General features: G+C 70.0%; 25 protein-coding genes and 2 pseudogenes. 7 read left to right on the forward strand and 20 right to left on the reverse strand.

Translation table 11 applies throughout. The features are described 5' to 3' along the window. Nucleotides 1-273: 273 nt before the first annotated feature. Both ACFWWR_RS33005 and ACFWWR_RS33010 read left to right on the forward strand, forming a co-directional pair. Nucleotides 274-1,350, forward strand: a complete 1,077-nt coding sequence (locus ACFWWR_RS33005) for a hypothetical protein (protein ID WP_384307124.1) — start codon at nucleotides 274-276, stop codon at nucleotides 1,348-1,350. Between the two features lie 220 nt (nucleotides 1,351-1,570). Next, a complete protein-coding gene (locus tag ACFWWR_RS33010; protein WP_384307181.1) occupies nucleotides 1,571-2,107 on the forward strand; it encodes a DUF4240 domain-containing protein in 537 nt (178 codons plus the stop codon). 48 nt (nucleotides 2,108-2,155) lie between these two features. Here the strand turns inward: ACFWWR_RS33010 and ACFWWR_RS33015 are convergent, their stop codons facing one another. Then, nucleotides 2,156-3,238 carry a protein kinase family protein gene (locus ACFWWR_RS33015; protein WP_384307127.1) on the reverse strand — a complete coding sequence of 361 codons (1,083 nt, stop codon included), beginning with the start codon at nucleotides 3,236-3,238 and terminating at the stop codon, nucleotides 2,156-2,158. 90 nt (nucleotides 3,239-3,328) lie between these two features. Between ACFWWR_RS33015 and ACFWWR_RS33020 the strand changes: the two are divergent. Beyond that, nucleotides 3,329-3,599 (forward strand): annotated as a pseudogene (locus tag ACFWWR_RS33020) (glycosyltransferase); the annotation flags it as partial. A gap of 53 nt (nucleotides 3,600-3,652) precedes the next feature. Here ACFWWR_RS33020 and ACFWWR_RS33025 read toward each other — a convergent pair. From ACFWWR_RS33025 to ACFWWR_RS33050, 6 genes are all read right to left on the reverse strand, one after another. Continuing rightward, nucleotides 3,653-4,525, reverse strand: coding sequence for an alpha/beta fold hydrolase (locus ACFWWR_RS33025; RefSeq protein ID WP_384307130.1), 873 nt, complete (start codon nucleotides 4,523-4,525; stop codon nucleotides 3,653-3,655). Between the two features lie 161 nt (nucleotides 4,526-4,686). Next, entirely contained in the window at nucleotides 4,687-5,079 is a 393-nt protein-coding gene (locus tag ACFWWR_RS33030; RefSeq protein ID WP_383864084.1) for a VOC family protein, read from the reverse strand. Beyond that, entirely contained in the window at nucleotides 5,076-5,378 is a 303-nt protein-coding gene (locus ACFWWR_RS33035) for an ArsR/SmtB family transcription factor (RefSeq protein ID WP_383864081.1), read from the reverse strand. The genes ACFWWR_RS33030 and ACFWWR_RS33035 overlap by 4 nt, the downstream gene beginning before the upstream one ends. A 263-nt stretch (nucleotides 5,379-5,641) precedes the next feature. Beyond that, on the reverse strand, nucleotides 5,642-6,115 hold the full coding sequence (locus ACFWWR_RS33040) for a peptidase inhibitor family I36 protein (RefSeq protein WP_383864078.1): 474 nt from the start codon (nucleotides 6,113-6,115) through the stop codon (nucleotides 5,642-5,644). 7 nt (nucleotides 6,116-6,122) lie between these two features. Then, a complete protein-coding gene (locus ACFWWR_RS33045; protein ID WP_384307132.1) occupies nucleotides 6,123-7,037 on the reverse strand; it encodes a hypothetical protein in 915 nt (304 codons plus the stop codon). A gap of 25 nt (nucleotides 7,038-7,062) precedes the next feature. Next, nucleotides 7,063-7,854, reverse strand: a complete 792-nt coding sequence (locus ACFWWR_RS33050; RefSeq protein ID WP_384307135.1) for a peptidoglycan DD-metalloendopeptidase family protein — start codon at nucleotides 7,852-7,854, stop codon at nucleotides 7,063-7,065. Between the two features lie 203 nt (nucleotides 7,855-8,057). Here ACFWWR_RS33050 and ACFWWR_RS33055 point away from each other — a divergent pair, with 203 nt between their 5' ends. Together ACFWWR_RS33055 and ACFWWR_RS33060 are read left to right on the forward strand one after the other, a co-directional pair. Next, on the forward strand, nucleotides 8,058-9,326 hold the full coding sequence (locus ACFWWR_RS33055; protein ID WP_384307138.1) for an SH3 domain-containing protein: 1,269 nt from the start codon (nucleotides 8,058-8,060) through the stop codon (nucleotides 9,324-9,326). An 85-nt stretch (nucleotides 9,327-9,411) separates the two neighbouring features. Next, nucleotides 9,412-10,305, forward strand: a complete 894-nt coding sequence (locus tag ACFWWR_RS33060; RefSeq protein WP_384307141.1) for a M23 family metallopeptidase — start codon at nucleotides 9,412-9,414, stop codon at nucleotides 10,303-10,305. Between the two features lies 1 nt (nucleotide 10,306). On the opposite strand, the gene ACFWWR_RS33065 is transcribed toward ACFWWR_RS33060, so the two are convergent. Further along, entirely contained in the window at nucleotides 10,307-11,908 is a 1,602-nt protein-coding gene (locus ACFWWR_RS33065; RefSeq protein WP_384307143.1) for a serine/threonine-protein kinase, read from the reverse strand. Between the two features lie 8 nt (nucleotides 11,909-11,916). Beyond that, nucleotides 11,917-12,723 carry an FHA domain-containing protein gene (locus tag ACFWWR_RS33070; protein ID WP_384307146.1) on the reverse strand — a complete coding sequence of 269 codons (807 nt, stop codon included), beginning with the start codon at nucleotides 12,721-12,723 and terminating at the stop codon, nucleotides 11,917-11,919. 229 nt (nucleotides 12,724-12,952) lie between these two features. Between ACFWWR_RS33070 and ACFWWR_RS33075 the strand changes: the two genes are divergently transcribed. Next, nucleotides 12,953-13,897, forward strand: coding sequence for a LysR family transcriptional regulator (locus ACFWWR_RS33075; RefSeq protein ID WP_384307148.1), 945 nt, complete (start codon nucleotides 12,953-12,955; stop codon nucleotides 13,895-13,897). Nucleotides 13,898-13,940: 43 nt separating this feature from the next. Here ACFWWR_RS33075 and ACFWWR_RS33080 read toward each other — a convergent pair whose 3' ends face one another. From ACFWWR_RS33080 to ACFWWR_RS33130, 11 genes and pseudogenes are all read right to left on the reverse strand, one after another. Then, nucleotides 13,941-14,909 (reverse strand): endo alpha-1,4 polygalactosaminidase, encoded by a 969-nt coding sequence (locus ACFWWR_RS33080; protein ID WP_383864054.1) that lies wholly within the window; start codon nucleotides 14,907-14,909, stop codon nucleotides 13,941-13,943. Then, the gene (locus tag ACFWWR_RS33085) at nucleotides 14,906-15,568 is read right to left on the reverse strand and encodes a spherulation-specific family 4 protein (RefSeq protein WP_383864051.1); all 663 of its coding nucleotides are present in this window, start codon (nucleotides 15,566-15,568) and stop codon (nucleotides 14,906-14,908) included. The genes ACFWWR_RS33080 and ACFWWR_RS33085 overlap by 4 nt, the downstream gene beginning before the upstream one ends. Further along, a complete protein-coding gene (locus ACFWWR_RS33090; protein ID WP_383864049.1) occupies nucleotides 15,565-16,458 on the reverse strand; it encodes an NAD-dependent epimerase/dehydratase family protein in 894 nt (297 codons plus the stop codon). The genes ACFWWR_RS33085 and ACFWWR_RS33090 overlap by 4 nt, the downstream gene beginning before the upstream one ends. A gap of 7 nt (nucleotides 16,459-16,465) precedes the next feature. Then, entirely contained in the window at nucleotides 16,466-17,179 is a 714-nt protein-coding gene (locus ACFWWR_RS33095) for an NDP-sugar synthase (RefSeq protein ID WP_383864046.1), read from the reverse strand. Between the two features lie 53 nt (nucleotides 17,180-17,232). Next, on the reverse strand, nucleotides 17,233-18,234 hold the full coding sequence (locus tag ACFWWR_RS33100) for a GDP-mannose 4,6-dehydratase (RefSeq protein WP_383864044.1): 1,002 nt from the start codon (nucleotides 18,232-18,234) through the stop codon (nucleotides 17,233-17,235). Between the two features lie 59 nt (nucleotides 18,235-18,293). Next, nucleotides 18,294-19,712, reverse strand: coding sequence for a hypothetical protein (locus tag ACFWWR_RS33105; protein WP_384307151.1), 1,419 nt, complete (start codon nucleotides 19,710-19,712; stop codon nucleotides 18,294-18,296). Beyond that, nucleotides 19,709-21,226, reverse strand: a complete 1,518-nt coding sequence (gene pelF, locus ACFWWR_RS33110; RefSeq protein WP_384307154.1) for a GT4 family glycosyltransferase PelF — start codon at nucleotides 21,224-21,226, stop codon at nucleotides 19,709-19,711. Before pelF ends, ACFWWR_RS33105 begins: the two co-directional genes overlap by 4 nt. 96 nt (nucleotides 21,227-21,322) lie before the next feature. Beyond that, nucleotides 21,323-23,455 (reverse strand): hypothetical protein, encoded by a 2,133-nt coding sequence (locus ACFWWR_RS33115; RefSeq protein WP_383864036.1) that lies wholly within the window; start codon nucleotides 23,453-23,455, stop codon nucleotides 21,323-21,325. Between the two features lie 417 nt (nucleotides 23,456-23,872). Continuing rightward, nucleotides 23,873-24,400 (reverse strand): hypothetical protein, encoded by a 528-nt coding sequence (locus ACFWWR_RS33120; protein ID WP_383864034.1) that lies wholly within the window; start codon nucleotides 24,398-24,400, stop codon nucleotides 23,873-23,875. A gap of 341 nt (nucleotides 24,401-24,741) precedes the next feature. Then, nucleotides 24,742-24,945 (reverse strand): annotated as a pseudogene (locus ACFWWR_RS33125) (methyltransferase); the annotation flags it as partial. Nucleotides 24,946-24,947: 2 nt separating this feature from the next. Next, entirely contained in the window at nucleotides 24,948-25,421 is a 474-nt protein-coding gene (locus ACFWWR_RS33130) for a hypothetical protein (RefSeq protein ID WP_384307157.1), read from the reverse strand. A 92-nt stretch (nucleotides 25,422-25,513) separates the two neighbouring features. On the opposite strand from ACFWWR_RS33130, the gene ACFWWR_RS33135 reads away from it, so the two are divergent. Further along, nucleotides 25,514-26,050, forward strand: coding sequence for a dihydrofolate reductase family protein (locus tag ACFWWR_RS33135; protein WP_383864028.1), 537 nt, complete (start codon nucleotides 25,514-25,516; stop codon nucleotides 26,048-26,050). Nucleotides 26,051-26,511 lie beyond the last annotated feature (461 nt).

Consider the following 26,511-nt stretch of genomic DNA (forward strand, 5'->3'; position numbering starts at 1 on the left):
AGCGCGAACGCAGTATCGCCGCAGAACTCGACGAGGCACGACGGGCGGTGGGACAGCGCATCGTCCGGGACTGGCCGGGGCGAGTAACGCCCGGGCGCCAAAGCGACCGCGCCGACTTCGGCGACCATTGCCTGACACACCATCACCGCACAGTCCCGCGTCGGAGACCGAACCTCCACAAGTAAGCTGATCGCGTTGCGAACGGAACAACGAGAATGCACGGGGACGTACATGCGGACGCGCAGAACAATGGCCGGCATCGCGGGGACTGGAATGCTTGCGCTCGTCGTCACGGCGTGCGGGTCCGGCGGGTCGGACTCTGCCGGTTCCGATGGGGGGACGGGCTCGGGTTCCGGCAAGGGAACGAGCAAAGCCGCCGCCACTGCGCTACCGGTCGACTCGACGGAGCGGAAGGCGACGTGGTCCGACCAGAGTGCGACGCATCAGCTGACGATCGCGCCCAGCCGACTTGCGCGCGGCACGGCGACGGACCTGGAACACGTACAGCTGGACGCGGACCTGAAGGGGATGGTCCCGTACTACCTGACCGTCGCCTACACCAACACCGGCTCGGCGCCCCTGGAACAGCCGGACCCGGAGGCGGACTTCACGGTCACCCTCGCTGACGGAACGCCCGGCAAGGCGGTCTCCCTGTGGAACTCCAACTCCCTGTCCACCGAATCGAGTGCGTCCCTCCCCGACAACTGTGACAAGGCAGGCCCCGCCTCCGTGGCGGCCGGCGCCACGGCCACGGTGTGCAGGCTGGTGATGCTTCCCAAGGGGCACGAGCCCGCCACGGTCGCGTACGCGGACGAGGCCGGCGACACCCTTCTGTGGAAGGTCGGCGACGGCAAGGGCGATGACGACGGGGGCCGCTTGCTGGCCGCGGGCACGACCGCCGACTCGACCTACGAGAACGCCGCCACCAAGGGCGGCGCCGTGCCGATTCGTGTCACCCCGAAGAGTGTGCGCGCCGGGAGCCTGAAGGACCTGGACGACTACGAACTGAGCGACACCCAGAAGAACATGGTGCCCTGGTACGTAACCCTGGCGTACCGCAACGCCGGCACGGAGAAGCTCCTGCCGACCATGGACGACGGCGTCAACCTGCGCAGCGCGGGCGGCCGCGATGTCCAGCCCTTGGCGCTGCTCGACCTGTCCTTCTCCAACACCGCGGCGGGCGAGGGCATCGACGAATGCCGGGGCAGCATCCCCCACACCCGCCTGGAGCCGAACTCCGCGCTGACCCTGTGCACGGTCCACCTGCTCCCGAAGGGCGACAAGCCGGCGATGGTGTCGTTCCAGGGCGAGGGGAAGGGCGCGAAGACGCTGACCTGGCGCGCCAATTGATCAGGCCGAGCACAAGGGGTGTCTCCAAGCGCAGCTCGGTGATCCTGCGAGATCACCGAGAGAGCGGACCCCGAGCCCCGCAGTCACCTCGGACGGGCGGCTCGCGGTAACCATCTGTTCAGGGACGCCATCTCGTTCAAGGACGCCATTCTGCGGCAGCGTGATGGCCGATCTCCGGGGACCGATGCGCTGTCAGTGCCAGGTGGCAAGCTCTGCCACCATGAACGAACAGCAGTTCTGGCAGCTCATCGCGGCAGCCCGCGACCAGTCGCTCGACCCGGACGAGAGCGAAACGGTCGCTCGCGAGACAACATCACTGCTGGCCACCCGCCCGGCCGAGGAGATGGTCGCCGCTCAGCAGGTGTTGTGGGACCTGATGGCCGCCTCCTACACGAACCCTCTGTGGGCGGCTGCCTACGTCATCAACGGCGGCTGCTCCGACGACGGCTTCGACTACTTCCGCGGCTGGCTGATCGGACAGGGACGTAAGGTCTTCGAGCGCATCATCGCTGATCCCGATGCGCTCGCAGAACTCTCCATCGTGCAAGCCTCCGCAGCCGACGGCCGGGACCTGGAAGGAGAGGAAATGCTGAGCATCGCCTGGAACGCACACATCATCGCGACCGGTGAGCAGCTCCCTGCCGACGCCTTCACCATCCGTTACCCGGAACCGGACCCTGCCTGGGACTTCGACTTCGATGACCGAGACGAGATGGCTCGCCGACTGCCGCGTTTGGTCGCTCTCCACCTGGAGTAAGTGGTGGCAGATGTCGCGGTCGGCGACCCGGAGTGGAGCGACTGGATCTCACTCGTCTGACCTTGACGCGCCTGTCAGGGCCCGCCGGACCTCAGCCGCGGGGAAGGGAGTGCGCTTGCTCTGCGTGAGCAGTCGATGGTGGAAGTCGTCCAGGACGATCGCGTGCGGTGCGTGGCGGTCGAGGATCGGGCCGATGTCGGGCGGAACACCGACGGGTTGGCGACCCTCCACCCATGCGCGCAGGAAGGTTCCGTGTTCGGTGCCGACACGCACTCCGTGGGGCAGGTGGTGGCGAAGCAGGTGACTCGGCGCGTAGGAGCGGTCGTACACGAGGTGATCGGTGAGGAAGGCGTCCTCCTGGGGCGAGAGTTCGAAGTCGCGGCTCAACGCGAGCCCGAAATCCGCGAAGTACACCCGCCGGCCGTCGGTGAGCAGGTTGGCGAAGTGCGCGTCGAAGTGGACCAGTCCGCGCGCGCTCATGAACTCCGTCCCTCGCTGCAGCGCATTCTCGACCCGCTGATAAGGCGACTCGCCTCCCGGCTCCGGCCGGGCCGCATCACGGGTACCGCTGAGCCACGCGGCGAGCGTCTGGGGTACATGTTCCAGGAAGAGCACCAGGCTGAAGGAGGATCGTCCGATGGCCTCCAGTCGACGGCGCACGGCTCGCGAGCCCTCCCAATGCGCGACGGCCCCGTCAATGCCCCCGAGACCATCGGCGAAGTCGGCCGGGGGAGTGTCAGGCAGGACCCGCCAGTGATACAGCAGCGGGAAACCCGCGTACTCGTTTCTCAGTACCCAGCCTGTGGTCATGATGTGCGCGGCCAGCTCACGCCAGGCACCGAATCCCGCCGACCCCACCCCGTACTGGTAGAAGAGAGGAAGCTCGAACAGGTTGGCGGTCGACCGCACGCACTCCGGCTGCAACTCGACGTCCGTCAGGGGGACCCGCTTGACGAAGACACGTATCCCCTCGACTTCCATCTCCGCCGACCTGCCGCCGATACCGGAGCCGAGACTCGGCGCGGCGGCCACCGCGTCCTCAAGCCGACGGTCGCTGAACAGGGACAGCCGTGCTCCCACGGCCGCGTATGCGGACACGCGCGCGGCCTGCGCTGACTCGGTCCCCTCCATCGGCGGCTCCAGACCTGACAGATCGACACTGACTTCTGTTGATCATGCCAGAGCTGTGAAGGCTACCCCCGAAGTCTTCGCCAACTGCTCCACCTCGCACGAGCTCGCCGTACGGCCGCCGTCGTGCACCACGGCGGTGCGGGTACGACGACGGCAGCCCGGGCCTGGGTATCGGCTCGGCTCACGACGGCCCGACGCCGACGTCCGCATCCCTGTCCGTCGCGCTCGCAACGGCCTTGACGCCCGAGACCCGCGCACGAGCAAGGGCCGCGGCCGCATCTTCCGCGCCGATGGGGCGACGGTGGCCGCGAAACTGCTACTCGACGCAGTAAGCCAGGAAAGGCCGCCCGTGTCCGCGTGAGCCACCCGCAACCGTCAAGCCAGGCGCCGACGGGACAGCGCCGGTTTCCGGGATCACTGTGTGGGGAGTTCGGGCAGTCCTCGAACGAACCCGGTGATCAGCGTCGCCACCGCTTCCGGAGTCTCCAGGTGCATGAGGTGGGTGGCGTCAACCTGGTTGACGCTGATCGTCGGCCGGGTGCGGGAGAGCGCGGCCAGCTCGTCGGAGACCCCGTGTGCGAACCGGGCGCTGAAGTCGCCGAACCACTCCATGCCAGGGGCAGGAGGTAGCCGTCGGCCGGCCTGTATCAGCAGCAGCGGGCAGTCGACCCCGTCCAGCCATGCGGTGACACCGGGCGCGCCGAGCCTGTGGAGTTCGTCGAGGATCCCCGACGCCTCGGTCCGTTCGGGCAGGGTCTGCCACTTGCCGTCGGGCAACGGGCGTGCGGCCGCGCGGGCAGCGGCCTCCGCACGGTCGGCGGGAATCCCGAGCCGGGCGGAGTTGATGACCTGCATCTCGACGTGCTCGGGTGGCGCGATGGCCCCGGCCGACGCCAGCACCCACTCACTCACCCGTTCAGCGCCGGGGTACTCGGGTCCCCACCAGAAGCCGTCGAGATTCACGGCGGCACGGGCACGGGCAAGGTCCGGGTTGGCCCGGGCGTACTCGACCGCGACCAGTCCACCGAGGGAATGGCCCACCACAACGGCCTCCGGCACGCCGTGCGCGTCGAGCGTGTCCGCGATGTGCCGCACCACGGTGGGGATGGTCCAGGGGGAGATACGGGGCGAGCGGCCGTGCCCGGGAAGGTCGACGGCCAGGACACGGTGCCCGGCGGTGAGGAGAGGAGCCGAGGCGTCCCAGTCGGTGAGCGACCGTCCGTAACCGTGCAGGAGAACCAGTTGAGGGCCGTCGCCCCCGTAGTCATGAACGTGTAGGAGTGTCATTGAGCTTCACAGTAGGTGGGACCCGGCATTTCGAACACCGGTTTACCGATCTCCGCCGGACGCGCAGTGCGCGCTTGCGATGCCACTTGATCGAGGGCGCGCGGAGATTGGAGGAGGTGATGGGCGATGTCGGGACCGGTCTGGGTCCCGGTCCGGGTCCCTTACTGCGGCTTGGTCGCGATCTGGATCAGGTTTCCGCAGGTGTCGTCGAAGACGGCGGTGGTGACCGGGCCCATCTCCAGCGGCTCCTGGGTGAAGCGCACACCAAGGCCGCGCAGGCGCTGGTACTCCGCCTTCACGTCGTCGACGGCGAACTGGGCGAGCGGGATGCCGTCCTCGACGAGCGTGTCGCGGTAGGTCTTGACGGCTGGGTGGCCGGCCGGCTCGAGGAGGAGTTCGGTGCCCTCGGGCTCGTCGGGCGAGACGACGGTCAGCCAGCGGTCCTTCTCGCCGACCGGGACATCGTGCTTCTTCACGAAGCCGAGAATCTCGGTGTAGAAGTGCTCGGCCTTGGTCTGGTCGTCGACGAAGACACTGGTCAGATGGATCTTCATGGGGTGCTCTCCTCCGGTCCGGATGTGTCGGGCACGAGCCATCGCTCGGCGATCTGCCGCAACGGGGCTGTGTTCAGGTCGTGGAACTTGTAGCGGCCCTCCCTCCTGGTGTCGACGAGGCCGGCGGACTCCAGCACGGCGAGGTGCTGGGAGACTGCCTGGCGCGAGATGCCGAGCTGGTGCTTCATGCTCAGTCGGGAGCAGATCTCGAACAGTGTCTGTCCGGACTTCTCCGTGAGCTCGTCGAGGATGGTCCGGCGGGTGGGGTCGGCCAAGGCTTTGAAGACGTCGTCGGCCACGACCACAGGATAGGCAACCATTCACTTGCCTATCAAGTCGAGGTGCGCCGCGCCCCGAGTCGGCGGACCGACCGGCCCTCTTCGCGCGCGCACTCAATCGGACAACAGCGAAGGCAGGGCCTCCGGCGCATAGGTCGCTTTCGCGACCTCGAGCTACCGAAAGGCCCTGCCGACATGTGCTGCACCCCGCCATCACCCGCTCAGGGACCGCGCTCGGTCCCTCGACCCCGTGGGCGGGAGCGGATGGCTCCCAGTGCAGCGGATCAGGTGTTGGGACCGCAGTCAGTGACCCACTTGTGGGACGCGGCGTTGTCGTGGACGCCCGCGTTCCAGCCCGCGTACCTCACGTTCTCGGGCACCTGGCTGCTCACCCAGCTGAAGATCTTCGAACCGTCGCGCAGGTTCCAGGTCTCCCCGCGCGGCAGGCAGGCGTAAGCGCTGCTGTACGACTCGTTGTAGTAGATGTTGACGTCGTCCCGGCCGCCCGAGGTGCCGCTGTTCTGGACCTGGTCCACCTTGTTCTGCACATTGTCCGGCCAGTCGGCGGTGTTGCCCTGGGCGTGCAGCTCCCCCTCGCCGTCGGCCCAGGCGCAGAACTCACCCGTGCTGCATGGCGCCGCCTGGGCGATGCCGGGGGCGGCCAGGACCGCGGTAGCGGCGAAGACGGTACCCACGAGCATGGTGCGGATCTTGGACATGTTCTCGTTCACCTCTCGGTTGTCTGTAGCTGTACTCATCGCGACGTCAGCCTTTGCGGACGATGTCGCGAGCCTTGGGGAGGGCGACCTTCTGGAGGCGCCGTACCGTGTCGAAGGCCTCCGGGTGCTCGTCGTAGAGCTCATCGGCGTACTTCAGGTCCAGCTGCGCCGCGGTGGCCGCGAGGCCGGACGTGCGCGCGCAGCGGGCTTCCGTGGTGGCGACGCGGATGTCCTCGGACCGGGCGTCGGGGTCCTTGTCGGCGAGCCGCTCTCCGCGCAGCGCCGCCGGCGTCCCGGCGCTGATCGCGTGCCGGCCCATGCAGTCGCTCCAGGACCGGACGGCCTTCCTGAACGCGGGGTCCTCGCTCACCCGCCCGATGCGGAAGCCGGGCAGGTTGTCGACCATCCGGGTCGACCCGTACCAGGCGCGGATGTCGCCGTAGAGCGTGCGCCAGGCGTCCGCCACACATCCCTGATCACTGCGGCTGAAGGTGCCGCCCATGGGCACCTCGGCCCGCAGAGCCCGGCGGTCCGAGGACGGGCCGTCGAGGGCGACGCCCCAGGCCTGGTAGCGCTCCTTGGCCAGGCCGCGGAGGTAGCGCGCCGACGGGGAGTCGCGGTCCTGCTCGTCGAGCCGTTCTTGGATGTCCCGCCCGTACCCGTGCCGGGCGGCCCACTTTTCGTCGTCGACCACATAGGGGAACGTGCGGTAGTCCGGCGCCGGGATCCGTGGAACGGGCCAGTACTCGAAGCCTCGCTCCGCCATGCAGCCCCGGATCAGGAGCTGTTCGGCCCGGTGCAGGACGTCCAGTTCCGCGCTCGTCGCCGTGCGGAGCCGGTCGTGACCCACCTCGGCCGGCTGGGCGGCTGAGCCGTCGCCACCGCCGGTCAGGACGGCCGCGGCCACCAGACCCGCGCACACCGCCGTGGCGCACAGCCACCTCAACACTCTCAGCTTCATCTCGACTCCCCGTGCCTGCCTCAGGTCAGGCGCACTGACGGCTGACGCCGCCCGTCTCGTCGCCCTTGAGGAAGATCGCGCTCACAAAGCCCACACCACCCGCGCGCAGTGGCAGTTGCACCCACTTGTCGTTGGAGATGCCCTCGGCGTTCACGAGCTGGCCCGTGACCCAGCAGTTCGCCGGATAGCTCTCATTCGCGTACACCTTGCTGACCACGTCGCATGAAGTCGACGCGCAGCTGCGCACGTTGGCCTCCGTCCACGCGGTCACCGTGGTCTGGCCGCCACCGCCCCCCGGCGTGCAGGGCAGGCTCACGCCCCGGTCACGCAGGTACGGGACGGGGTCGATACCGCGGATGGTCGTGGAGGTGCCGATCCTGACCCGCAGGTGGAGATGTGGGCCGGTGGACTCGCCCTCGCTGCCCATGAGGGCGATGCGCTGGCCGGCTTGGACCTGCTGGCCCACCGAGACGTCCCGTTGGTACATGTGGCCGTACTCCGTCACCGTGCCGTCGGAGTGCAGGATGCGGATCCACTGGCCGTAGCCGCTTGCCGGACCGGAGGCGATGACCTCGCCGGCGCCGACCGCGTAGATCGGTGTGCCGAGGGAGTTGGCGATGTCGACACCGTCGTGGGCGCTGCTGTAGCCCTGGCTGACGGGGCCGGCAGCGGGGCACGAGGCGGCGAAGGCGGTGGCCCCGGTGGACCGGGCGGGTGCTTCGGCCGCGGCGGGTGCCGCCGTCAGAAGTGGCAGGAGCAGGGTGGCTGCCGCCGTGAGACCGGCACGCAGATTGAAGCCGGGCAGACCAAGACGCACGAGTGCTTCCTCCCAGTGGTTCCCAAACAGGTGCTGTGCGGTTCCTGTGTGATCGCTGAACCGAACGGCTCGGAACGTATCCGTGCGACACCGGGCCAGGGCATCCGGAACGTTACGGAATGACAGCGCACGGCGATCCCCGATAGGGCTCTGTAGTTCGTTGAATTCCAGCGCGCTGAAAGATCAGTTGGGGGAAGAACCACGTGAAACCGATATCCCGCAGGCTGCTTGGTGGCCTGTGTGCCCTGCTTGTCCTCGCCGGCCTTCCACCGGCCACCGCGATCGCCGAGACCGCAGCCGACAAGACCCCGAGAAGCAGCTGGCAGGTGGACCTGACCAGTACCTCCGCCGACCAGCGCAACATCGGACACCGCCCGGACGACAGCATCACCGTCAAGAGCGCCCGTGTCCGCACGCCGTCCGAGCCCGAGGCGTCCTTCGCCGTCTACACCGCGCCCGCTCAGAGCCTCGGCCGCCAGGCCAGCGCTTTCACCCTCCGCAGCCAGGCCGAAGTGCCGTCCGGTACGCGGCTGTTGACCGAGGTACGGGGCAGCGCTCACCCCGGTACCTGGACGGAATGGCGTACGCCGGACCGGGCCGGAAAGCTGGTGCTCGCCGAGGAGGTGTCCGTGCTCCAGGTCCGGCTGACGTTTCTCGGCGGCCGGGATGCCGGCCCTTCGGTCTCGGAGGTCACCGTCCACGCGGACCGTGAGCAGCCCAGGCCCTCGGCCGGTGCACGCAGCGCGGTGGGCGCCACCGCCACCACGTACCGCCTCTTCGCGACCCGTGAGGGACTGGAGGGCCACACCACCGCGAACGGCCATGTCATCCAGCCCCGCGACCACTTCGTGGCCCTGCCCTCGCGCCGGATGCTGGCGAGCAACGGAGGCCGCGAGTACCAGGTGCGGCTCTGCTATCCGCGTACCGGCCGTTGCGAGACCGCACCCGTGTGGGACGTCGGCCCCTGGAACACCAGGGACGACTACTGGAACCCGCCGTCCGTCCGCGAGATGTGGGGCGACCTTCCGCAGGGCAGGCCGGAGGCGCAGGCCGCGTACCAGAGCGGCTACAACGGCGGCCGGGACGAGTTCGGCCGTACGGTCGCCAACCCCGCCGGGATCGATGTCGCCGACGGCACCTTCTGGGACGGCCTCGGCATGACGGACAACGACTGGGTGGACGTCACCTTCCAGCCCACGGACGGCGGTGGCGGTCCGACCACGGTCACGGCGTGGACACAGGCCAACGTGCGTAGCTGCGCGTCGACGTCATGCGATGTGGTCAGCACGGTGCAGGCGAACGAGAGCTACCCCGCGAACTGCTGGAAGGTCGGCCAGACGGTCACGGCCGAGGGCTACACCAACGACAAGTGGGTCGAACTGCCGTTGCGTGCGGGCGGGGTCGGCTACGTCAGCGCGATCTTCCTCACCGGTGACGAGAAGGGCGGAGTGACCACCCGGTGTTCCAGCTGATTCCGTAACGTGCGGGAGTCCGCTCTCGGCCCTCGTACGGCACTGTCCTGGAAGGACAGGACACCGAAGAGAGGGGTGAGGTTCCATGCGGATTCCACGGGGGACACGTTCGGGCTGGGCGGCGGCGGTGCTCGCACTGCTGATGACGCTCGGGCTCTGTGCCACGGCGGCACCCGCGACAGCGGCCGCCGTGCCCGCCGCCCGGCCCGACTTCAAGCTGCCGTTCGCCTGTGGGCAGACCTGGCAGCTGCAGACGTACCGGGGGCACACTCCGGAGGACAAGAAACTCGACATGTACCGCGTCGGCGGCGAGACCCTCGGCGCCCCGGTCGCCGCTTCCGCCGCCGGCACGGTCACCGAGTTCTTCGAGCCCGGCGGCCTGGAGATCAACCACGGCGGCGGCTGGTTCACGGTCTACCTGCACATGGACCGCATCGACGTGCGCCTCGGGCAACAGGTGAGCTCCGGGGCGACGCTCGGGCGCCTCGGACTGGTCGGAACGAGTTCGGCGCATCTGCACTACGAGCAGCTCTACGACACCAACGGGGACAACGACGGGGAAACGGACGAGATGGTCCACCCGGTGCTCCAGGGCACCGAGTACCACCTCTCGCCCGACGGGCCGTTCCCCCGGGTGACCAGCACGAATGCCTGCGGAGGAAGTGGTGACCCGGACAAGTACTGGGTGGACACCTTCGCCGACGCCACCGGTTACGCCGCCGTGGACTGTGTCGGCGACAGCAGGCCGGAGTGCGCCGCGCAGGGAACCCTGCTCAAAGGCAGCAACTACGTCCTGTGCAAGAAGTGGGGCGACGAGGTGCGGGCGGGCGGCTCGTACAACCACTGGTGGCTGCTGACCGCCTTGGACGAGGTGACGCCCGGGGGTCAGGGGCGCGCCTATGTCTCCGCGTACTACCTGCAGCGCTGGGGGAACGACGAGGCGAAGGACAACGACGGACGCGAGATCCGTGAGTGCTGAGTCACGTGCACTCCGGGACGGTGGGAAGGTCTCGCGTGCGTACGGCGGGAAGCCAGGCGGTCCCGCTCTGGGCGCCAGGGAGATGTACCCGGAACCACTCGGTGGATCGGTTTCCGGCTTCGTCCATGACCGGCAGGCCCTGGGGCATCCGGCAGTCGACGGACAAGACGTCTCCGTGCCACACCCGTGTCGTGACGACGTTGTCGATGGTGTACGCGGCGAGAGGGTCGACAGCGAGACCGAGACTGCATTGCTGGTCGCGAGTGTCGGCGCGGTCACGGCACTGCTTCTCCACGTTGAACACCTCCACCCGGCCGGCCGGTCCCGCACTGTCTGAAGGGGCGGTGCGGTCCGGCCGTGCCCCGGAAGAGCGGTCGTCACCGCCGGTGGCCGCGTAGGACCAGGCGGCGGCGGTCGCCCCGCACACGGCGGCCGCCACGGCGGTGGCGAGCAGCGCCTTCCGGCGCACCGGGACGCGGGCACCGGGATCGGCCGCTGCCCCGCCCGCCTCGATACGAGCCAGCAGGCTCGCGGCGGTGTGCTCGGCGCGGGCCGCGTGCGTCGGGGCGAGACAGCCGCCGATCAGTTCACGCCAGAAGGGCGGTACGGCGTTGTCCATGCGCAGCGGCGTTCGCCCCGTGGCGTACTCCTGCACGGCCGCCCTGCGCGCCATGGGCGTGGCGCCGGGAAAAGGCGAGGCGCCGCCCGCGAAGACCTGATGGATCACGATGCCCAGAGCCCAGATGTCGGCACTCGGCCGTACCTGCACACCACGCTCGCCGAGCGGGGCCTTCCAGCGCTCGGGCGGCAGATAGTCCGGGGTGCCGAAGGGCGGGATGTAGCCGTGTGTGCCGTGGGTGCCCTCGAGCTCCGCGGCGAGCCCGAAGTCGGAGAGTTTCACCGAACCGTCCGCCATGAGAAGCACGTTGTCGGGCTTGAGGTCGCCGTGCACCCAGCCGAGACCGTGCAGATGGGCCAGCCCTTCGAAGATCCCGGTGAGCAGCCGGCCCTTTTCGCCTTCTGCCAGGTCCTTTTCGGCATCGATGAGCTGACGCAGGCTCCGCTCGGCACGTTCCATGACCAGGACGACGGCCCCGTCGAGGGCGGGATCCCCGGGTTCGCTCAGTACGACGGAGTCCAGCAGCCGGATCAGCCGAGGATGCCGGGCCCGGCGGCCCAGCTCGATCTCGCGCCGCGCGGTTTCCACGAGCCCGCGCACCTGGCGTGGCGCGAGCCCTGCGGTGGGCAAGAACTTGAGCGCGACGACCCGCCCCTCGCCGGGCAGGTCATTCGGACCTTCCTCCCCACCGAATCGGTCGGTGTCGTCCGGACCGCCCGTGTCGTCCGCGCCGTCCTCAGCGTCAACAACGCGACCCTCAGCGGCGAACACGCCACCGGGGCTCGCCGCTGCGGCTCCGCCATGCCCGGCGCCGCCAGGTCCTGTGCCGTCGCGGGCAGCCCCCGGGCCGTCGGCCGACGCCGAGTCCCGTCCCACGAACCGACCCTCGTAGACCGTCCCCCAGCCCCCGGCCGCTATCACTTCGGTGACTTCGAATGCGCCGACCCGGTAGCCGCGCGGAACCCTTTCCAGGGGTACGCTCACTGACTCACTCATCTGGACCACACCGGACCTGACGCTCCCGCCGTCCCAGCAGTTCCCACCCGCCCCGCCGAACGGGACGGCAGCAGCGACAGATGTTCCTCGCGGACCAACCCGAACCGCAGTGCGAGTCCGACGACCGCCTCGCGCTTGCCGTTGCGGCGTGCGCCCTGCCCCGGTTCCGGGGTGGCCGGTGCCTCGATCCGGAGTTTCTCCTCGGCGAGGTAGTCGATGTGGGAACTGACCGCGCGAGCCGTCAGCTGGCCGTACTCCGGGTGGTTGCGCAGCCGTTCGACGACCTGGGGTGTAGTGGGGACGGCGACGGCCGACTCGTCGCGCAGGCGGGGCTCGCACAGGGCGACCAGCACCAGGAAGTAGGCGGCGGTCTCGTCGAGCGAGTAGGCGGTCAGGGTCTGCGTTCCCCACCGGCCACCGATGCTGTCCGGGTCGAGGTAGACGTGGTCCGGCGCGAAGACCTGGAAGCCGACCGTGGAGCCCCTGGTCGGCAGGAGAACCCGGGCGAACTCGAAGGGGATGGGCGCGCCGACGCGGCGCGGCGGGACCCGCAGGTATTCCCCCGCCCCTTCCGGGTTCTCCACCAGATAGCTGTGTGTGGAGCTGTAGTTGCTCAGCTGCCAGTGGTCGTCGGTCACCCGGATCTCGCCCGCCAGCCTGGAGACCGCCGGGTCGCTGAGCCGCAGCTCGACGGGTGTCGAATCGGAGCCACGTCCGAATCGGGCCACATCGCCCGGCCCCAGCCGCAGGGTCACCGGGCCCTCGTCGCCCTCCGGCGGAAGATGGATCAGTACGCCGCTCATCGGTCCCCCTGCTCTGCCAGTTCCGCATCATCGCCGCCGTACGCGGTGAAGCCGGACTCCTGCGCTCCGGTCTGTGCGGCGCCGAAGCGAAGAGGGTTCACGCATCTTCCCGTCTCCTGGACTGCCTGCCGTTGACCGTATCGGATCATACGAACGCTCACATGGGATAACTCGTGTTGTCAGCAGTCACAGGCATGCGGGATTCCAGTCGATCCATAACATCATCCTTATGACCGCAGGGGGAGAGATGGTGGCCACGACCCGTGCTGGTGCCGTGCCGGCCGCGGACCCGAGCATTCGCCAGTTACGCCTGTTCCTGGCACTGAGCGAAGAACTCCACTTCGGACGCGCCGCCGCACGTCTGTACATCACCCAGCCCGCACTGAGTCAGCAGATCCGCGACTTGGAGGTTCGCCTGGGCGTGCGGCTGTTCACACGCTCCAGCCGAGCGGTCGACCTGACGGCGGCCGGACGGGCGTTGCTTCCCGATGTCCGGGCAACGGTCGAAGCCGCCGACCGTATACGGCGTACAGCCGACGCCCAGACACGCCAGCTGTCGGGTCGGCTCATCGTGGGGAGCATCGGAGCCGAGGCCGCCATGCCTCACACTCGCGCAGTTCTGCAGGCACTGCACGAAAGCCACCCCGGAATCACGGTGCAGTTGCTCAGTCTCAACTTCGTCGAGCACATCGCCGCCCTGGTCCGTCAGGAACTCGACGTGGTTTTCCTGCGTCCCCCGGTACCGGAAGGCATAGACCTGCGTCACCTCGCCACAGAACCCCGGGTGGCCTGTCTTCCGGCAGACGACAGGCTGGCCGACCTGCCCCATGTCACGCTGGCCCAGCTCGCCGGCTACCCCGTGGTCGCCATGCCCGACGAGGTACCGCGCGTGTGGTGGGACTTCTGGGCGGTGGACCCGCGTCCCGACGGCAGCCCTGTGCGCTACGGGCCGGTCGCCACCGACATGGAGTCGTTGTTCCACATCGTGGCCGGCGGAGAGGCCATATGTTTCCTCCCCGCAGCCGCCCGTGAGTTGTTTCCCCGCCCCAGCATCCGATACGTCGACGTCACCGACCTCACGCCCTCCACCTCAGCTCTGGCCTGGCTCTCCACGAGACAGTCAGAACCAGGCATCGCCGCCATCAGGCAGGCAGCCGACCGCGCCGTCTGCTGAATGAGCGTTCAGGTTGGCCTCTTGGGATGTGGCGCGGGCTCGCTCAGCAGGGCTTCCGCCACACCCCGAGTTCCGGCTCTTTCACCATCGACGACAGCTTCAGGCGGCGGGACTCGGGGCAGAAGCTGCTCCGCGGTTCCGTGTACTCCACGTGGAAGACCGCCTTGCCGGCCGCGATGAACGGAGTGAGTTCCGCGCACTCGTCGTACTGTGCGCATTCCTCGTTGACCGCGAAGTCGAAGTCGGCCAGGAGCTGGGGGATCTGCGGAAGGTCGTTCTTCAGCCCCACCGACAGTCCGCGTTCGTGCGCGATGGCCGCGATCATGCGGTTGTACCTGAGCTGGTCGCGTGCGGTGAGAGGGAAGCCGGTGTCGTTGCCATAGCCCTCGACCAGGTCGGGCTCGACCGCGTCGAAGCCCTTGTCGCGGCACATGTCGAAGCGTCGTTCCATGATCGGCCGCAGGACGGAGACCTGCCGGATGTCCAACCACCGTTCGCCCGCCCAGCCGTTGGGCTCACCGAGTACCGAACGCGGGAAGGCGCCCTGGTCGGATCGGAAGTCCTCCCAGGCACCGACATTGATGTAGCAGATGACCTTGCGGCCGTCCCGGTGCAGACGGGCCACGTCCGCCGCCGAGTTCTCGAAGCCGTCGATGTCGTACACGGGCACGTCGGCCGAGGGGTTGGCCTTTCCGTCCAGTTGCCACTGCCAGGCCAGCCCGGGTCGGGGTTTCCACAGAGCCTTGCCGGGGCTTGCGGAAGTGGCGTTCCCGGAAGGGGCTTTGGCGGGCGGGGAAGCAGACGAAGACGGGGAAGGGGGAGAACTCTTCGGTGCGGGCGGCTCCCCGGTGTCGGAAGTGGCCGCCGCAGTGGTCGTGCTCTGGGCGGCGGACGTCGTACCGTGCGCGTCGGCAGGCCGCCCCGTGCCGCCGGAACACCCCGTCAGCACCGATGCCGCCAGAGCCGCCACAGTTGCCAGTAGTGGGGCGAAGGCCGGTCGCGCGTTCCTCATCGCTCCGTCCCGGTCAGTGCGGGCGTCAACCCGGCCCAGGGATTGGGGGGTTCTCCGGTCACGGGCCCGCAGACCCCCGCACCGCGTTCGTGCGCCGTGCGCACGGCGAGCGGTACGAGCGCCTCGGGCACGCCGTACACGAGGTGACACAGCTCCTCGGGCGGATGCCGCGCGGTCCACGCCGGTCTGCTGAACGCCGACACGTACGTCGACCAGTGGCCCTCGAAGGTGACCGTCAGGTCGGCGAGACGGGCGTATCCGGGCGCCGGATGGACCCCGGGGTTGATGACCACCGTCCCGGCACCGAGCCGGCGTACGGTCCTGACCAGTCGGCGACAGGCGGACAGCCCTTCCGGTGTCGCCGTCACCTGGTCGAGGAAGCAGCCGTCGGCCGCGTACCACTCCTGGTGGCGGCGCACATCGGCGGCGATGTCCGCGCTCTCGCGCATCCCGTAGTCGGTGTCGACGTAGCCCAGCAGCCGTGCCCCGGCCGCGCGCAGCGCCTCGGCCGCCGCGGTGAACGCGGGATCGGGGCCGTCCCCCGGACCGTTGGCGGGGTTGAGGACGACGCCGTACGTGCGGGTCGCGGCCGTGATCAGACGGTGCCAGGCACCAGGGTCCTCGGCCGGGTGGACGTACAGCGGAATCAGCAGGTTCACGGGGCCGGGTCGCCTTCCCACAACGCGGTCAGCGCGTCGTCGAGGGTGTGGGCCGGGCGCCAGCCCAGGGCCTTGTCGGCGGCGGTGATGTCGGAACACTGCCACGACACGTCGGCCGAGCGGGCCGAGCCGGTGGTGGTCTCCTCGATCCGCCCCCGGAAGCCGGCCCTGTCGGCCAGCCCCCGCACCAGGTCGCGCACCGGAACGGCCCGGCCGCCACTGATGTTGAGCACGGGCGGCAGCGGAGCGGGAGCTGTGACCGCGTACGCCGCCGCCCGCGCCACATCGCGTACGTCGATGAAGTCGCGGTACGCGGACAGGTCGCCGAGCCGCAGCACCGCGTCCGGGTCCGGGCCGGCCGCGCGCAGCAGTCCGGCGATCCGGCCGGGCAGCCCGGTGGACGGCGCCCCGGGCCCCACCGGGTTGCCGACCCGCAGCACCACCGCGTCCAGGCCCGAGGCGGTCACCGCGGCGGTGCCCGCCAGCTTGGTCGCTCCGTAGGGGCCGACCGGATGGGTGGCCGCGGTTTCCGTCACCCGGATGTCCGGGACACCGGGGCCGTACTCGGCGGCCGACCCCAGATGGACCAGACGCGCCGCGGGGGCCGCGGCCCGCAGCGCGGCGCACAGCACCGCGGGGCCGCGGGCGTTGACCTCCGCGAGGGTCACGGCGTCGCCGCCGGTCGCGCCCGCACAGTTGATCACGGTGTCGGGTGCGGCCGCCTCGACGGTCATCGTCAGCCGCTCGGGGCGGACGGTGGCGAGGTCGACCGAGAACTCGGCGGCGGGCGAGCGGCCGCCGCCGAGCACCAGCGCGCCCGGCAGGGCGCGCAGCCGCTCGACGACGTGGCTGCCCAGATAGCCGGTGTGGCCCAGGACGAGAATGCGCATGCGGTGCTCAGGCTCCCTTGAGCAGAAGCGACTTGCGGGTGGTGAACTCGGCGTTGGCCCGGTCATAGTCGTCCGGACGCCCGATGTCCAGCCAGTACCCGTCGAACTCATAGGCGTGCGGCGGGCTCTGGGCGGCCAGCAGGTCGAGGACCAACTCGTCGAATCCGAGCGGCAGTCCGGGCGTGTAGCCGTCGAGCGTCGAGCGGGACAGGCCGTAGACGCCCATGGAGACGCGGTAGTCGATGCTCGGCTTCTCGGTGAACGCGACGACCTTGCCCGAGTCGGTGGTCAGCACGCCGAAGTCGATGTGCACCTTGCGGGCGTACGTCGCGATGGTCAGCGGGGCGCCCGACTCCCCGTGCCGGCGCAGGACGTCGGCGTAGTCGAGGTCGGTCAGGATGTCGCCGTTCATCACCAGGAACGTCTCGGGCAGCCGGTCGCGCAGGGTGAGCAGCGGGCCCATGGTGCCCAGCGGGCTCTCCTCGGTGGCGTAGTCGATGCTCATGCCCCACTGGGAGCCGTCGCCGACATACGCGCGGATGATCTCGCCCAGATGGCCGATGGCGATCGTGCAGCGGGTGAAGCCGGCCATGGAGAGCTGCCGTAGCACGATCTCCAGGATGGCGTGCTGATCACCTATGGGCACGAGGGGCTTGGGCAGCGCCGTGGTGTACGGCCGCAGCCGGACGCCCTTGCCTCCCGCCAGGATCACTACGTGCATGGGGGCTCCTCCTTCATAGACGTGCGGGGCTGTACGGGGACGTGCCGGGCAGGTCAGATGTTGTAGATGCCGGTCTTGTAGCGGGCGAGGTTGGCCGGGTCGCGGAAGAACTCCACGGTGTGTCCGAGGCCCTCCTCCAGGGTGTGGGCGGGCTGCCAGCCGGTGGCCGCAGCGAGTCGGCTCGCGTCCGCGACCAGCCGCATCACCTCGGAGTTCGCCGGGCGGATGCGCGCGGTGTCCTCGCGGACGTCGAGGGCGGTGTCCATCACCTTGCCGATCAGCGCGACGAGGTCGCCGACGGAGATCTCCCCGCCGGTGCCGGCGTTGAAGGTGCGGCCCACGACCTGCTCGGCGGGCGCGGTGCCCACGGTCAGAAACGCCTGGGCGGTGTCCTTGACGAAGGTGAAGTCGCGGGTGGGACGAAGGTCGCCGAGGGTGATGGTGCGCTCCCCGGCCGCCACCTGGCCGATGACGGTGGGGATGACCGCGCGCATCGACTGGCGCGGCCCGAAGGTGTTGAACGGGCGCAGTGTCACCACCGGGGTGTCGAAGCTCGCGTGGTAGCTGTCGGCCAGCCGGTCACCGCCCGCCTTGGAAGCGGCGTACGGCGACTGGGTGTTGATGGGGTGGTCCTCGGTGATCGGCACGGTCTGCGCGGTGCCGTACGTCTCACTGGTGGAGGTGTGCACCAGCCGGGGTGTGCCGAGGGCGCGCACGGCCTCCAGCACGTTGAGCGTGCCGGTGACGTTGGTGTCCACGTAGCTGTGCGGCGCCTGGTAGGAGTACGGGATCGCGATCAGGGCGGCCAAGTGGTAGGCGGTGTCGGCGCCTTCGAGCAGCCCGCGGACCGAGCCGGGGTCGCGCACGTCGCCGAGGACGATCTCCACCTGGTCGAGGACGTCCGGATGCAGGGTCTCCAGCCATCCGTAGGAGGAGAAGGAGTTGTACTGGGCCATGGCCCGGACCCGGTGTCCGGAGGCGACCAGCGCCTCGGTGAGGTGGGAGCCGATGAAACCCTCGGCTCCGGTGACTGCGGCGAGCGGTGCGGAGGTCAACTCAGGTGTCCTTCCGGTTGGTTGGGCGAGTGGGGAGAGCGCGGGGGCGGCCGGTGAGGTCAGGCGTGCGGGGCCGGTCGTCCGAGGGACCACAGCGTGCAGGCCGACAGACACAGGGCGGCCGCGCCGCACAACAGGGGCAGTGCGGCCGAGCCCGGTGGCAGGTCCAGCACGGTGACCGCCCCGGCGCCGCCCGCGGCCGTGAGGCAGATCGCGGCCGACGGCCAGGCGGCTCCGAACGCCTGGAGCAGCAGGGCGGTCCACAGGGTGGCCGCGAGCAGCAGCAGGGCGGCCGGATCGGCGCCGGTGAGCAGGGCCGCGGGCAGCAGGGGCGCGAGGTAGGCGAGCAGGCAGAGACCGAGGATGCCGGCCGAGCGGAGCAGGAAGCCGGCGGGTGTGGCGGTGGCGCGCAGCGCGGCGACCGACAGCCCGCGGTAGCGGTACAGCAGCCACTCCGCCGGCCCCATGCTCACCGTCAGCACGATCACCGCGTACGGCTCCTGCCGTCCCTCCAGCAGTACCAGCACGCCGGCGGCCAGCCCGAACAGTCCGTAGGGCAGGGACCACAGCAGGCGCGGCCGGGCGGCGCCGGACGCGGCCGGGACCGCGCGGGCGGCCCACAGGGTCCGGCCGGTGACGGCGAGCGTGGCGAGCAGCGCCAGCAGCGGCAGCGCGACCCGCAGCAGGGTGCCGGGCTCCCACCAGGGCAGCACGGCGGCGCCGGCGATCAGCGGGCTGAGCGCGGCCAGCAGCAGCCGCTCCCGGCCCAGCACCAGCAGGATGCCCGCCGCCCCCAGGTACGCCGACTGTCCGGCCGCTGCCAGGGTCACAGGTCCGCCTTCGGCGGGTATCGCCGCGATCGCCGTGGCCACCACCGCCCCCACCGGCGCACCGACCAGGAGCGTACGGCCCGCCTCGCGCCGGCCGGTCGCCAGCCGCAGGTGGGCGCGGTGGCCGAGGGCCTGCCCCCAGGCCCAGGAGACGAGTCCGGCCACGATCAGGGCCGAGGCGTTCGCTGAGGCGTTCCACAGCGGTGCGGTCAGCAGGTAGGCGAGTCCGGGCAGCGCGAACAGCACGCCCCGCAGGAGACAACGCACGGTGTCCGGGCGCCAGGGATCGGCCGGCGGTGCGGGTTCGGGGAAGGTCCGCGGCACCCGCTCGTACAGCGCGGAGGCGAGCGAGAAGAGGTTCGGGTGGCCGTACCGCTCCTTGATCAAAGACGCGGAGAGGCCTTCGGCTTCCAGCAGTGCGGCCACTTCGTAGGGGTGGACGGCGGGGCCGACGCGGTCGGCGAGTTCGGCGGCGAGCTCGCTGATCGCCTCCTCGTCCGGGCCGTGCCGGGGTAACCGGATGGCGAGTGTGGCGCTGTCGTCGAGCGCCCAGCGCGGGCGGCGGCGCGGCGGGCGGGTCTCGGCCAGCCGGAGTGTCAGCGTTTCCTGTTCGGCGCCGCCGGGTTCGAGTGATATCGGCCCGCTCATCCGGTCAGGCTCCCTGTGGCCACGGGCGTGGGCGGTTGCTCGGCGGGGGCCGGTACCAGCGCCGACCGCCGTCCGAGCGTGGGCAGTTCCCGGTAGATGGACCGGAACGTGTCGATGGTCTGGCGCAGCGTGAACTGCTCGATCACCCGCAGTCGTGCCGCCTCGCCCATCGCCCTGCGCCGCCCGGGATCACCCAGCAGCTCCAGCGCGGCCGCGGCCATCGCCGCCGGATCGCGCGGCGGCACCACGAGCCCGGTGTCGCCGACGGCCTCCCTCACCCCGCCCACGTCGGTGGAGACGGTCGCCCGCCCGCACGACATGGCCTCGATCAGAGTGAAGGGGAAGCCCTCGCTGATGCTGGAGAGCATCACGACGTTGCCGGCCGCGTACGCGTCCTTGATGTCGTCGACGCGCCCCTCGAAGGTGACGGAGTCCGCGTGCCCGAGCTCGGCGGCCAGCGCCTCGCAGCGTTCCCGGTAGGCCTCGCCGCCGCGTGGGGTGCCGCCGAACATCCGCAGCCGCGTGCCGGGGAGTCGGTCCCTGACGAGGGCGAAGGCCCGTATGAGGGTCTCCAGGTCCTTGATGGGGTCGACGCGGCCCGCCCAGCTGAGGGTGAGCTGCTCCGGTTCGGGGCCGGCCGGCGGGAACGCGGCGGGGTCCACACCGTTGTAGACCGTGCGGATCGACTCCGGGTCGGCACCGCCCTGTTCCTCCCACAGCCGGTTGTAGCGGTTGCCCGGGGTGATCAGGGCGGCCCGCCGGTAGGTCTCCTCCGCCAGCAGCCGGAAGAAGCCGAGGACGACGGCCTTCACCGGCCAGCGGTAGGGCGCGGTGCGGTAGCCGAGGTAGCGCTCGCGCAGATAGACGCCGTGCTCGGTCAACAGCAGGGGGACGCCGTGCTGTTCGAGGGCGGCGAGGCCCGGCAGTGCGGCGACGCCGCCGCTGACCGCGTGCGCGACCCCGCTCTCGGGCAGCGGTGCGGCCAAGGGGCGCAGGGCGTGTTCCAGCAGCGCGGTCGCGGTGAGCGCGTCGTGGAGGGTCGGACCGGCCTCGCGCACGGCCAGACCCGGACGGTTCCACACGGCCGTCAGCAGGGCGATCGCGCGGTCGCCGCGCAGGAACGGGCTCAGTGTCCCGTCCGCGGCGGCCCGGGCCATCGCGTACAGGGCGGGGGCGAACCCGTCCTCGGCGCAGGGATCGAGCAGGGCGGTCAGGAACCGCTCGTAGGCGGCGGCGAGTTGGTTGCGGGCGCGGCTCCGGGGCGGGCGGCCCTCGGGCGGGTCGCCCCACATCGGGACGGACAGCACGCTGGATACGTGCGCGGGCAGGTCCCACACCACGGGTTCGCGTCCGGTCCCGGTGACGGCGATGACGTCGAAGGCGAGGTCGGGCATGCCCTGGACGAGCTGGTCGCACCAGACGCTCACGCCGCCGTGACTGTGTGGGTAGGTGCCTTCGGTGAGCAGGGTGACGCGCGTTGCGCTGGGGCGTCGCGCGCCGTGGGGAACGTGCATGGATGTGCTCCACGGGCCGAGGTGTGGGGTCGTCGTGCCGGTCCCGGCCGCAGAGGGCGGCCGGGACCTCGGTCGGTCCTTGGGTCGGCGCGCCGTTCAGTTGTCCGCGGTGTACGGGACCGGCTCGGTCACGCCTGCGGGGACGCGGGTGTCCGGTGCGGGGTCCGTGGCCGGTGCGACGGGCTCGGAGGAGTCGACGGCCGGGGCGGGGGCGGACGCCGGCAGGGTGAGCTCGAGCGGCGTGCCCGCGGAGGGCGCCCAGCCCGACATCTCGCCCGCGTACGCGGTGCCGAAGGCGGAGCCGGCCAGCGTGGTGCCGGTGGGCACGGTCGCCGTGACGGCCACTCCGTTCGGCGCCTCGACGGTCACCGAGGTACCGATGCGGTAGCCGGTCACCTGGCCGGCCTGCAGGGCGGCCTGCCAGGCGGCTCTGTGCCGCAGTTCGGTGCCGATGTCCTTCATCCGCAGGTTCACCACGGGGGTGTTGTCCGCGAACAGCGCGTTGTAGCCGTCGAGGACGCCGTTCAGCACGGGGTAGGCGATGCGCTCCTCGGCCAGGTTCGACTGGTGGATGAAGTGCGGTTTCGGGTCGTTGGACAGCACGTGTCCGAGAGCGATGCGCTTCTCCACCGGCACGATCTGCTCGGCGTAACCGGTGGTGGTGTCCAGCGGTGCCGCGAGGCAGGTGGTGGTGGCCGGGTTGTCCTCGCAGATGCCGCTGCCGCCCTGGGCGCGGCTGGTGTAGATCCAGTTGTACTCGTCGACCTGCTCGGTCGCCTTGCCCGCGTTGTAGAAGACGTTCATCGGGTAGCGGGGGACGGTCGTGGCCGGGCCGACCTGACGCTGGCCGGGTTCACGGGAGTTGTCCGAGCCGAGCCAGGAAATGTCGTTGTCGTCGAGGGCGAGCGCCAGGTTGGGGTTGTCCGCGGGCTGCTGCGGAAGAACCCGCATGCCGGAGTGCTCGCCGGTGACCAACTCGTCGTTCTCCAGCGGGAGTCCGGCCGTCTGCCCCCACACGCGGTTGGTGGCGATCTCGTCGGAGATCTCCGTGCGGCTGACCCACCGGGTGCTGCCGTCGGTGTTCGTGGCGCACTTCCAGGGCACCGTCGCGGTGTCCTGCACGCAGCCGAGGAAGGGGTGCGAGTACGTGTGGTTGATCCAGCGGAACTCGCCCCGGTCCGCGATCAGCTTGTCGGCGAGCGCGTCGACTCCGTTGTTGGCCTCGCGCTGGTCGACGCTGCCGGCGCCGTTGTAGGCGAAGTCGAGGGTGAAGTCGCGGCTGTCCTGCCAGGAAGTGGCGTGGTCGACGTCCGCGGCCGTCATGCGGATCGGGTCGGCCGTGGCGTTCGGGTCGGTGCAGTCGACATCGCCGGGGGTGCAGTTGAGCTCGGTGCTCCAGCGGTCGTCGGCGGCGAACACGTCGTCCACATGCACGGCGAAGTAGTTGCGGGAGGCGCCGAGGTGAATGCCGCCGGTCATCCACTCCACGATCCCGCGGGCCAGCAGCCGGAACTGCTGTTGGTACTGGTTGTAGACGAAGGTGACGACGAGCTCGCGACGCCCGTCGTGCCGGTACTCGCCCACCAGCGAGCCTCGCGTCGACTGCCCGGGGATCGCCGCGTCGACGTAGGGGGTGAAGTCGGCGCCCGCCGTGGGCGTCGACAGGTAGGCGTAACTCTCGCCCACGGAGGCGTCGTTGTCCTCGAAGGGCACCGCGCCGTCGAGGTAGTCGAAGGGGCCCGACTTCCCGGCGGCGGTCACCTCCGCCTGCATGCCGTCGGCGCTCCCGGAGTAGCCGCCGTAGACCGGATACTGCAGACCGGCTTCGGGACGCGCGTAGGTGTAGGCGTCGACCTGGGGAATGTCGTAGGTCTGCTCGTACGCCGCCAGCGCCGCCATCTCCGTGGAACCGGCCGGGAACGGGTTGTCGTTGGGCAGGACCACGGCCTGGAACCTGGCGCGCGGCCGGCCGTCGACGGTGTCCGCGAGGAAACCGGCGTCGATCACGGGCCGGCCGGACTGCGTGAGATCGATCTCGGTGTACGGCGTGCCGGCCGCGGTCAGCTCGGCTGCGATCGCGTCGGTGGACGGCCCCCCGTCGCTCACCACCAGCACCCGCAGGTCGACGCGGGGTGTGCTCGTGTCGGCCTGGGCCGCGCCGGCCGGCAGGCCCAGCGCGACGATCAGCGCACCCGCCGTGAACACGGCGGTGCGTATGGTCCGCTTCATGCGGTGATGTCCCCTCCCCGGGCAGGGGTGAGCACAGCTCCCATGGAGCGGACTGACCCCCTTGCGTGACGCCGGCATCCCCCTCAGAAACCAGTCGTCGACGCATCCGTCCCGCCAATAGTGAGGTCTGTGTGTAGCTTTAGTGGTCATGTTGCGAAACATGACGGAAAAATGCAGGTGACCAATAGGGCAGAGTCGAAGGCGAGTTGAGTCGTCCGGTGACGCCTCGGGGGTGGCCGGACGCCCGGACCCGACGGCCCCGAAAGCCCGTCGCGCTGGTCCGGGCCCCGCATACCGCACCGGCGGGCCGCCGGGGCCGCCGGTGCGGAGTGCCAGTGGTTCAGACCACTGTGCGTGCCTGGTCGAAGAGCGTTTTCAGGTCACCTCGGCGCGGCCGCCGACGCACTCGACAGGCCGTCAGGCGCACAGCACTCGCGTCTCGGGCGTGTAGACCGGCCCACCGCTGGTGTTCGTGCTGTCGCTGAACTCGGCGTAGAAGTACGAGTAGAAGCCGATGTTGCCGTTGCAGCCGGAGTCGGCGGCGACCTGGAGCGTCAGTGTGACGGTGCGGCTCTGGCCGGGCGGAACGGTGGCGCCGTAGTTGCCGCCGAGGTTGGCGGGGCCGGTCCCGGAGCAGGGGGTGGGTCCGGCAGCCGTGGCCAGGCTGCACCCGGTGAAGCCGTACTTCAGGTCGGGTCGCTGAGTGGTCAGCCACGTCGGTTCGATCGTCTGGTACATGAACCAGATGTCGTAGGTCTTGTTGTTGGTGATGGTCATCGACAGATTCACCGTGCCGCCGGGCGTGGTGGTCGCACTGTCGGTGGCGAAGGTCAGCTCGGCCGGTGCCGGGTCGGCGGCGCTCGCGCTGGGGGCCAGGCCGAACACGGCAAGAGCGAGAGCCAGGACGGCACCGAGGCCGAGGCGTCTCATCAGGAGTGATCGCATGGCCGGGAGGCTAGGCATGTGGCGAATGCACCGTCTGCCCCGGCAGGGGCGCGCCCCACGACACCCGGCCGAAAGTGCGTGTTGCGTGAAGATCGCGTGACGAAGACGTGTGGGCGTCGGTGCGCCCGCATAACCGCACGTAGGGAAGGTGCGCCAAGGGCGGTTCCGGGGGGCCGGTGAGGCCGGACGGTCCCGTGCGCGCGCAGATGATATTGGCGCGTACCGGATCCGTCGGCCCCTGCGTGACCGATGCACGGCGCAAAGCTTTCTCGGCCATCCCGCCGCATTCCGGCCGGTCCGGCGGCCACCTGCTCGTCCCCGGTGACGGCAGACGCTGACCCTCAGTTGCCGACGAGACGCCACAGCGACGTCACTTCCGCAGCGCGGGCGGCGTGGAGGGGATCAGCGGCGTCGCTCGCTCGTGGATGCTGCGGCCTGGTGTCGGTTCTGTCCACCACGTGCAGACCCGCCGCTTCAATGCGGTCCAGCAGTTCGCCGCGAGTCCTGAGTCCTAGACGCTCGGCCAAGTCCGACAGGATCAGCCAACTTATGTGGAATCGAGCCGGGCTAGTAGTGCGGCCGATTGCAGAGGAAGCAGCCGTCCCAGAGCGGGAGCGCGCTGAGGACGCGGTGGCGCACGCACGAGGCCATCGCGGCCTCGTCCGGGCCGGGGAAGCCGCGTGCGGCGCTGCTGTCGGCGGGCGGGGGTGCAGGACTCCACCATGGTCGTGAAGCGGTGCAGGTAGTCATGCACGCGGGGCGGGTGGTAGCCCAGCTCGCTCCAGCGATGTCCGCTCGCCGCGAGTGCTGTGGCACGCAGCACGAAGTCCTTCGCGCGGGCGCGTTCCCGCTCCGTCGCACCCCAGTCGAACTCCGCCAGGTCGAACCCGACGGCACCGCGCCCCATGACGTTCTGGTCCTGCAGGGTCAGCAGCGCCGCGAAGCGGAAGTCCCAGTCCTCGGAGGCCAGATCGGACACGGCCAGCATCAGCACGTCGATGAACACCGCGGTGGCGACCATTGGACAGGTCCAGGTCGTGGCTACCGCCGGAGAAGATGTTGCTCACCGACCTATGATGCGATCCCGGCCCTCCACCTGCTTGGAGAAGACGCATGACGGATGCGAGCACCGGCAAAGTGGTCGTGAACAGGGTGATGTCCCTCGATGGGTTCATCGCCGGTCCCGGCCACACGATGGACTGGATCTTCGAGTACATGACGTCGGCGACGTTCCCGGAGGTCATGGCGGCCACGGGCGCCATGCTCATCGGCCGGGGCACGTACGAGGTCGGCAAGCGCATGTCCGACGAGAACACCGGCTACGACGGCGGGGCGCAGTTCGTCCTCACCCACCGCCCGCCCGACGAGCCGGACCCCAACGTCACCTTCCTCACCTGCGACATCGAGGAAGCCGTGGCCACGGCACGCCGCGCCGCCGGCGACAAGAACCTGGAGATCCTCGGCGCCGACGTGGCCGCCCAGTGCCTGCGGCGCGGCCTCGTCGACGAGATCCTGGTGTACGTGCTGCCGGTGCTGCTCGGCGACGGCGTCCGCTTCGCGCCGCCGGGCCTCGACCGGATCGACCTGGAACCGTTCAGCAATGTCCAGTCGGGCGGGGTCACCATGCTGCGCTTCCACGTGCGCAAGTAGGCACGGTCGCAACTACGACGAGCGCGAAGCCCTCGAAGGCGACCGCGAGGCGGTCGCCGCCCTAGCGGAACGGCTCAGCGACATCCCAACTCCGGCTGGCCCTACCCCCAAAGAGCTCGGCACCACCAAGAGCTTCATCCCTCTCACCCAACTCACCGAAAGGTAAAGCTCCTGCCCCGATTCTCAATAACTTGCCCTTGACCTCGCGGTTCGAGATGGGCGGTGAGTCCGTCCAGGAAGGTGTGAAGCATGCTGCCGCCCGGGTCGTAGACCCCTTGCTCCACGGCGGCGGGCCCGTGCCGCAGCACGGGTCGATTCAGGGCAGGTTGGACTACCGCTCCCGCGCCGAAGCGCGAGAGGAAAAGTCGAAGACGACCATGCCGAGCGTCATGACCAGACCTTTCAGACAGATGACTTCGAGAGGATCGCACGGCCCGCTCACCGTGACCAAACCAGCCCAG

Origin of the sequence: Streptomyces sp. NPDC058678 (assembly GCF_042714835.1) — a bacterium.
Taxonomy (GTDB): domain Bacteria; phylum Actinomycetota; class Actinomycetes; order Streptomycetales; family Streptomycetaceae; genus Streptomyces.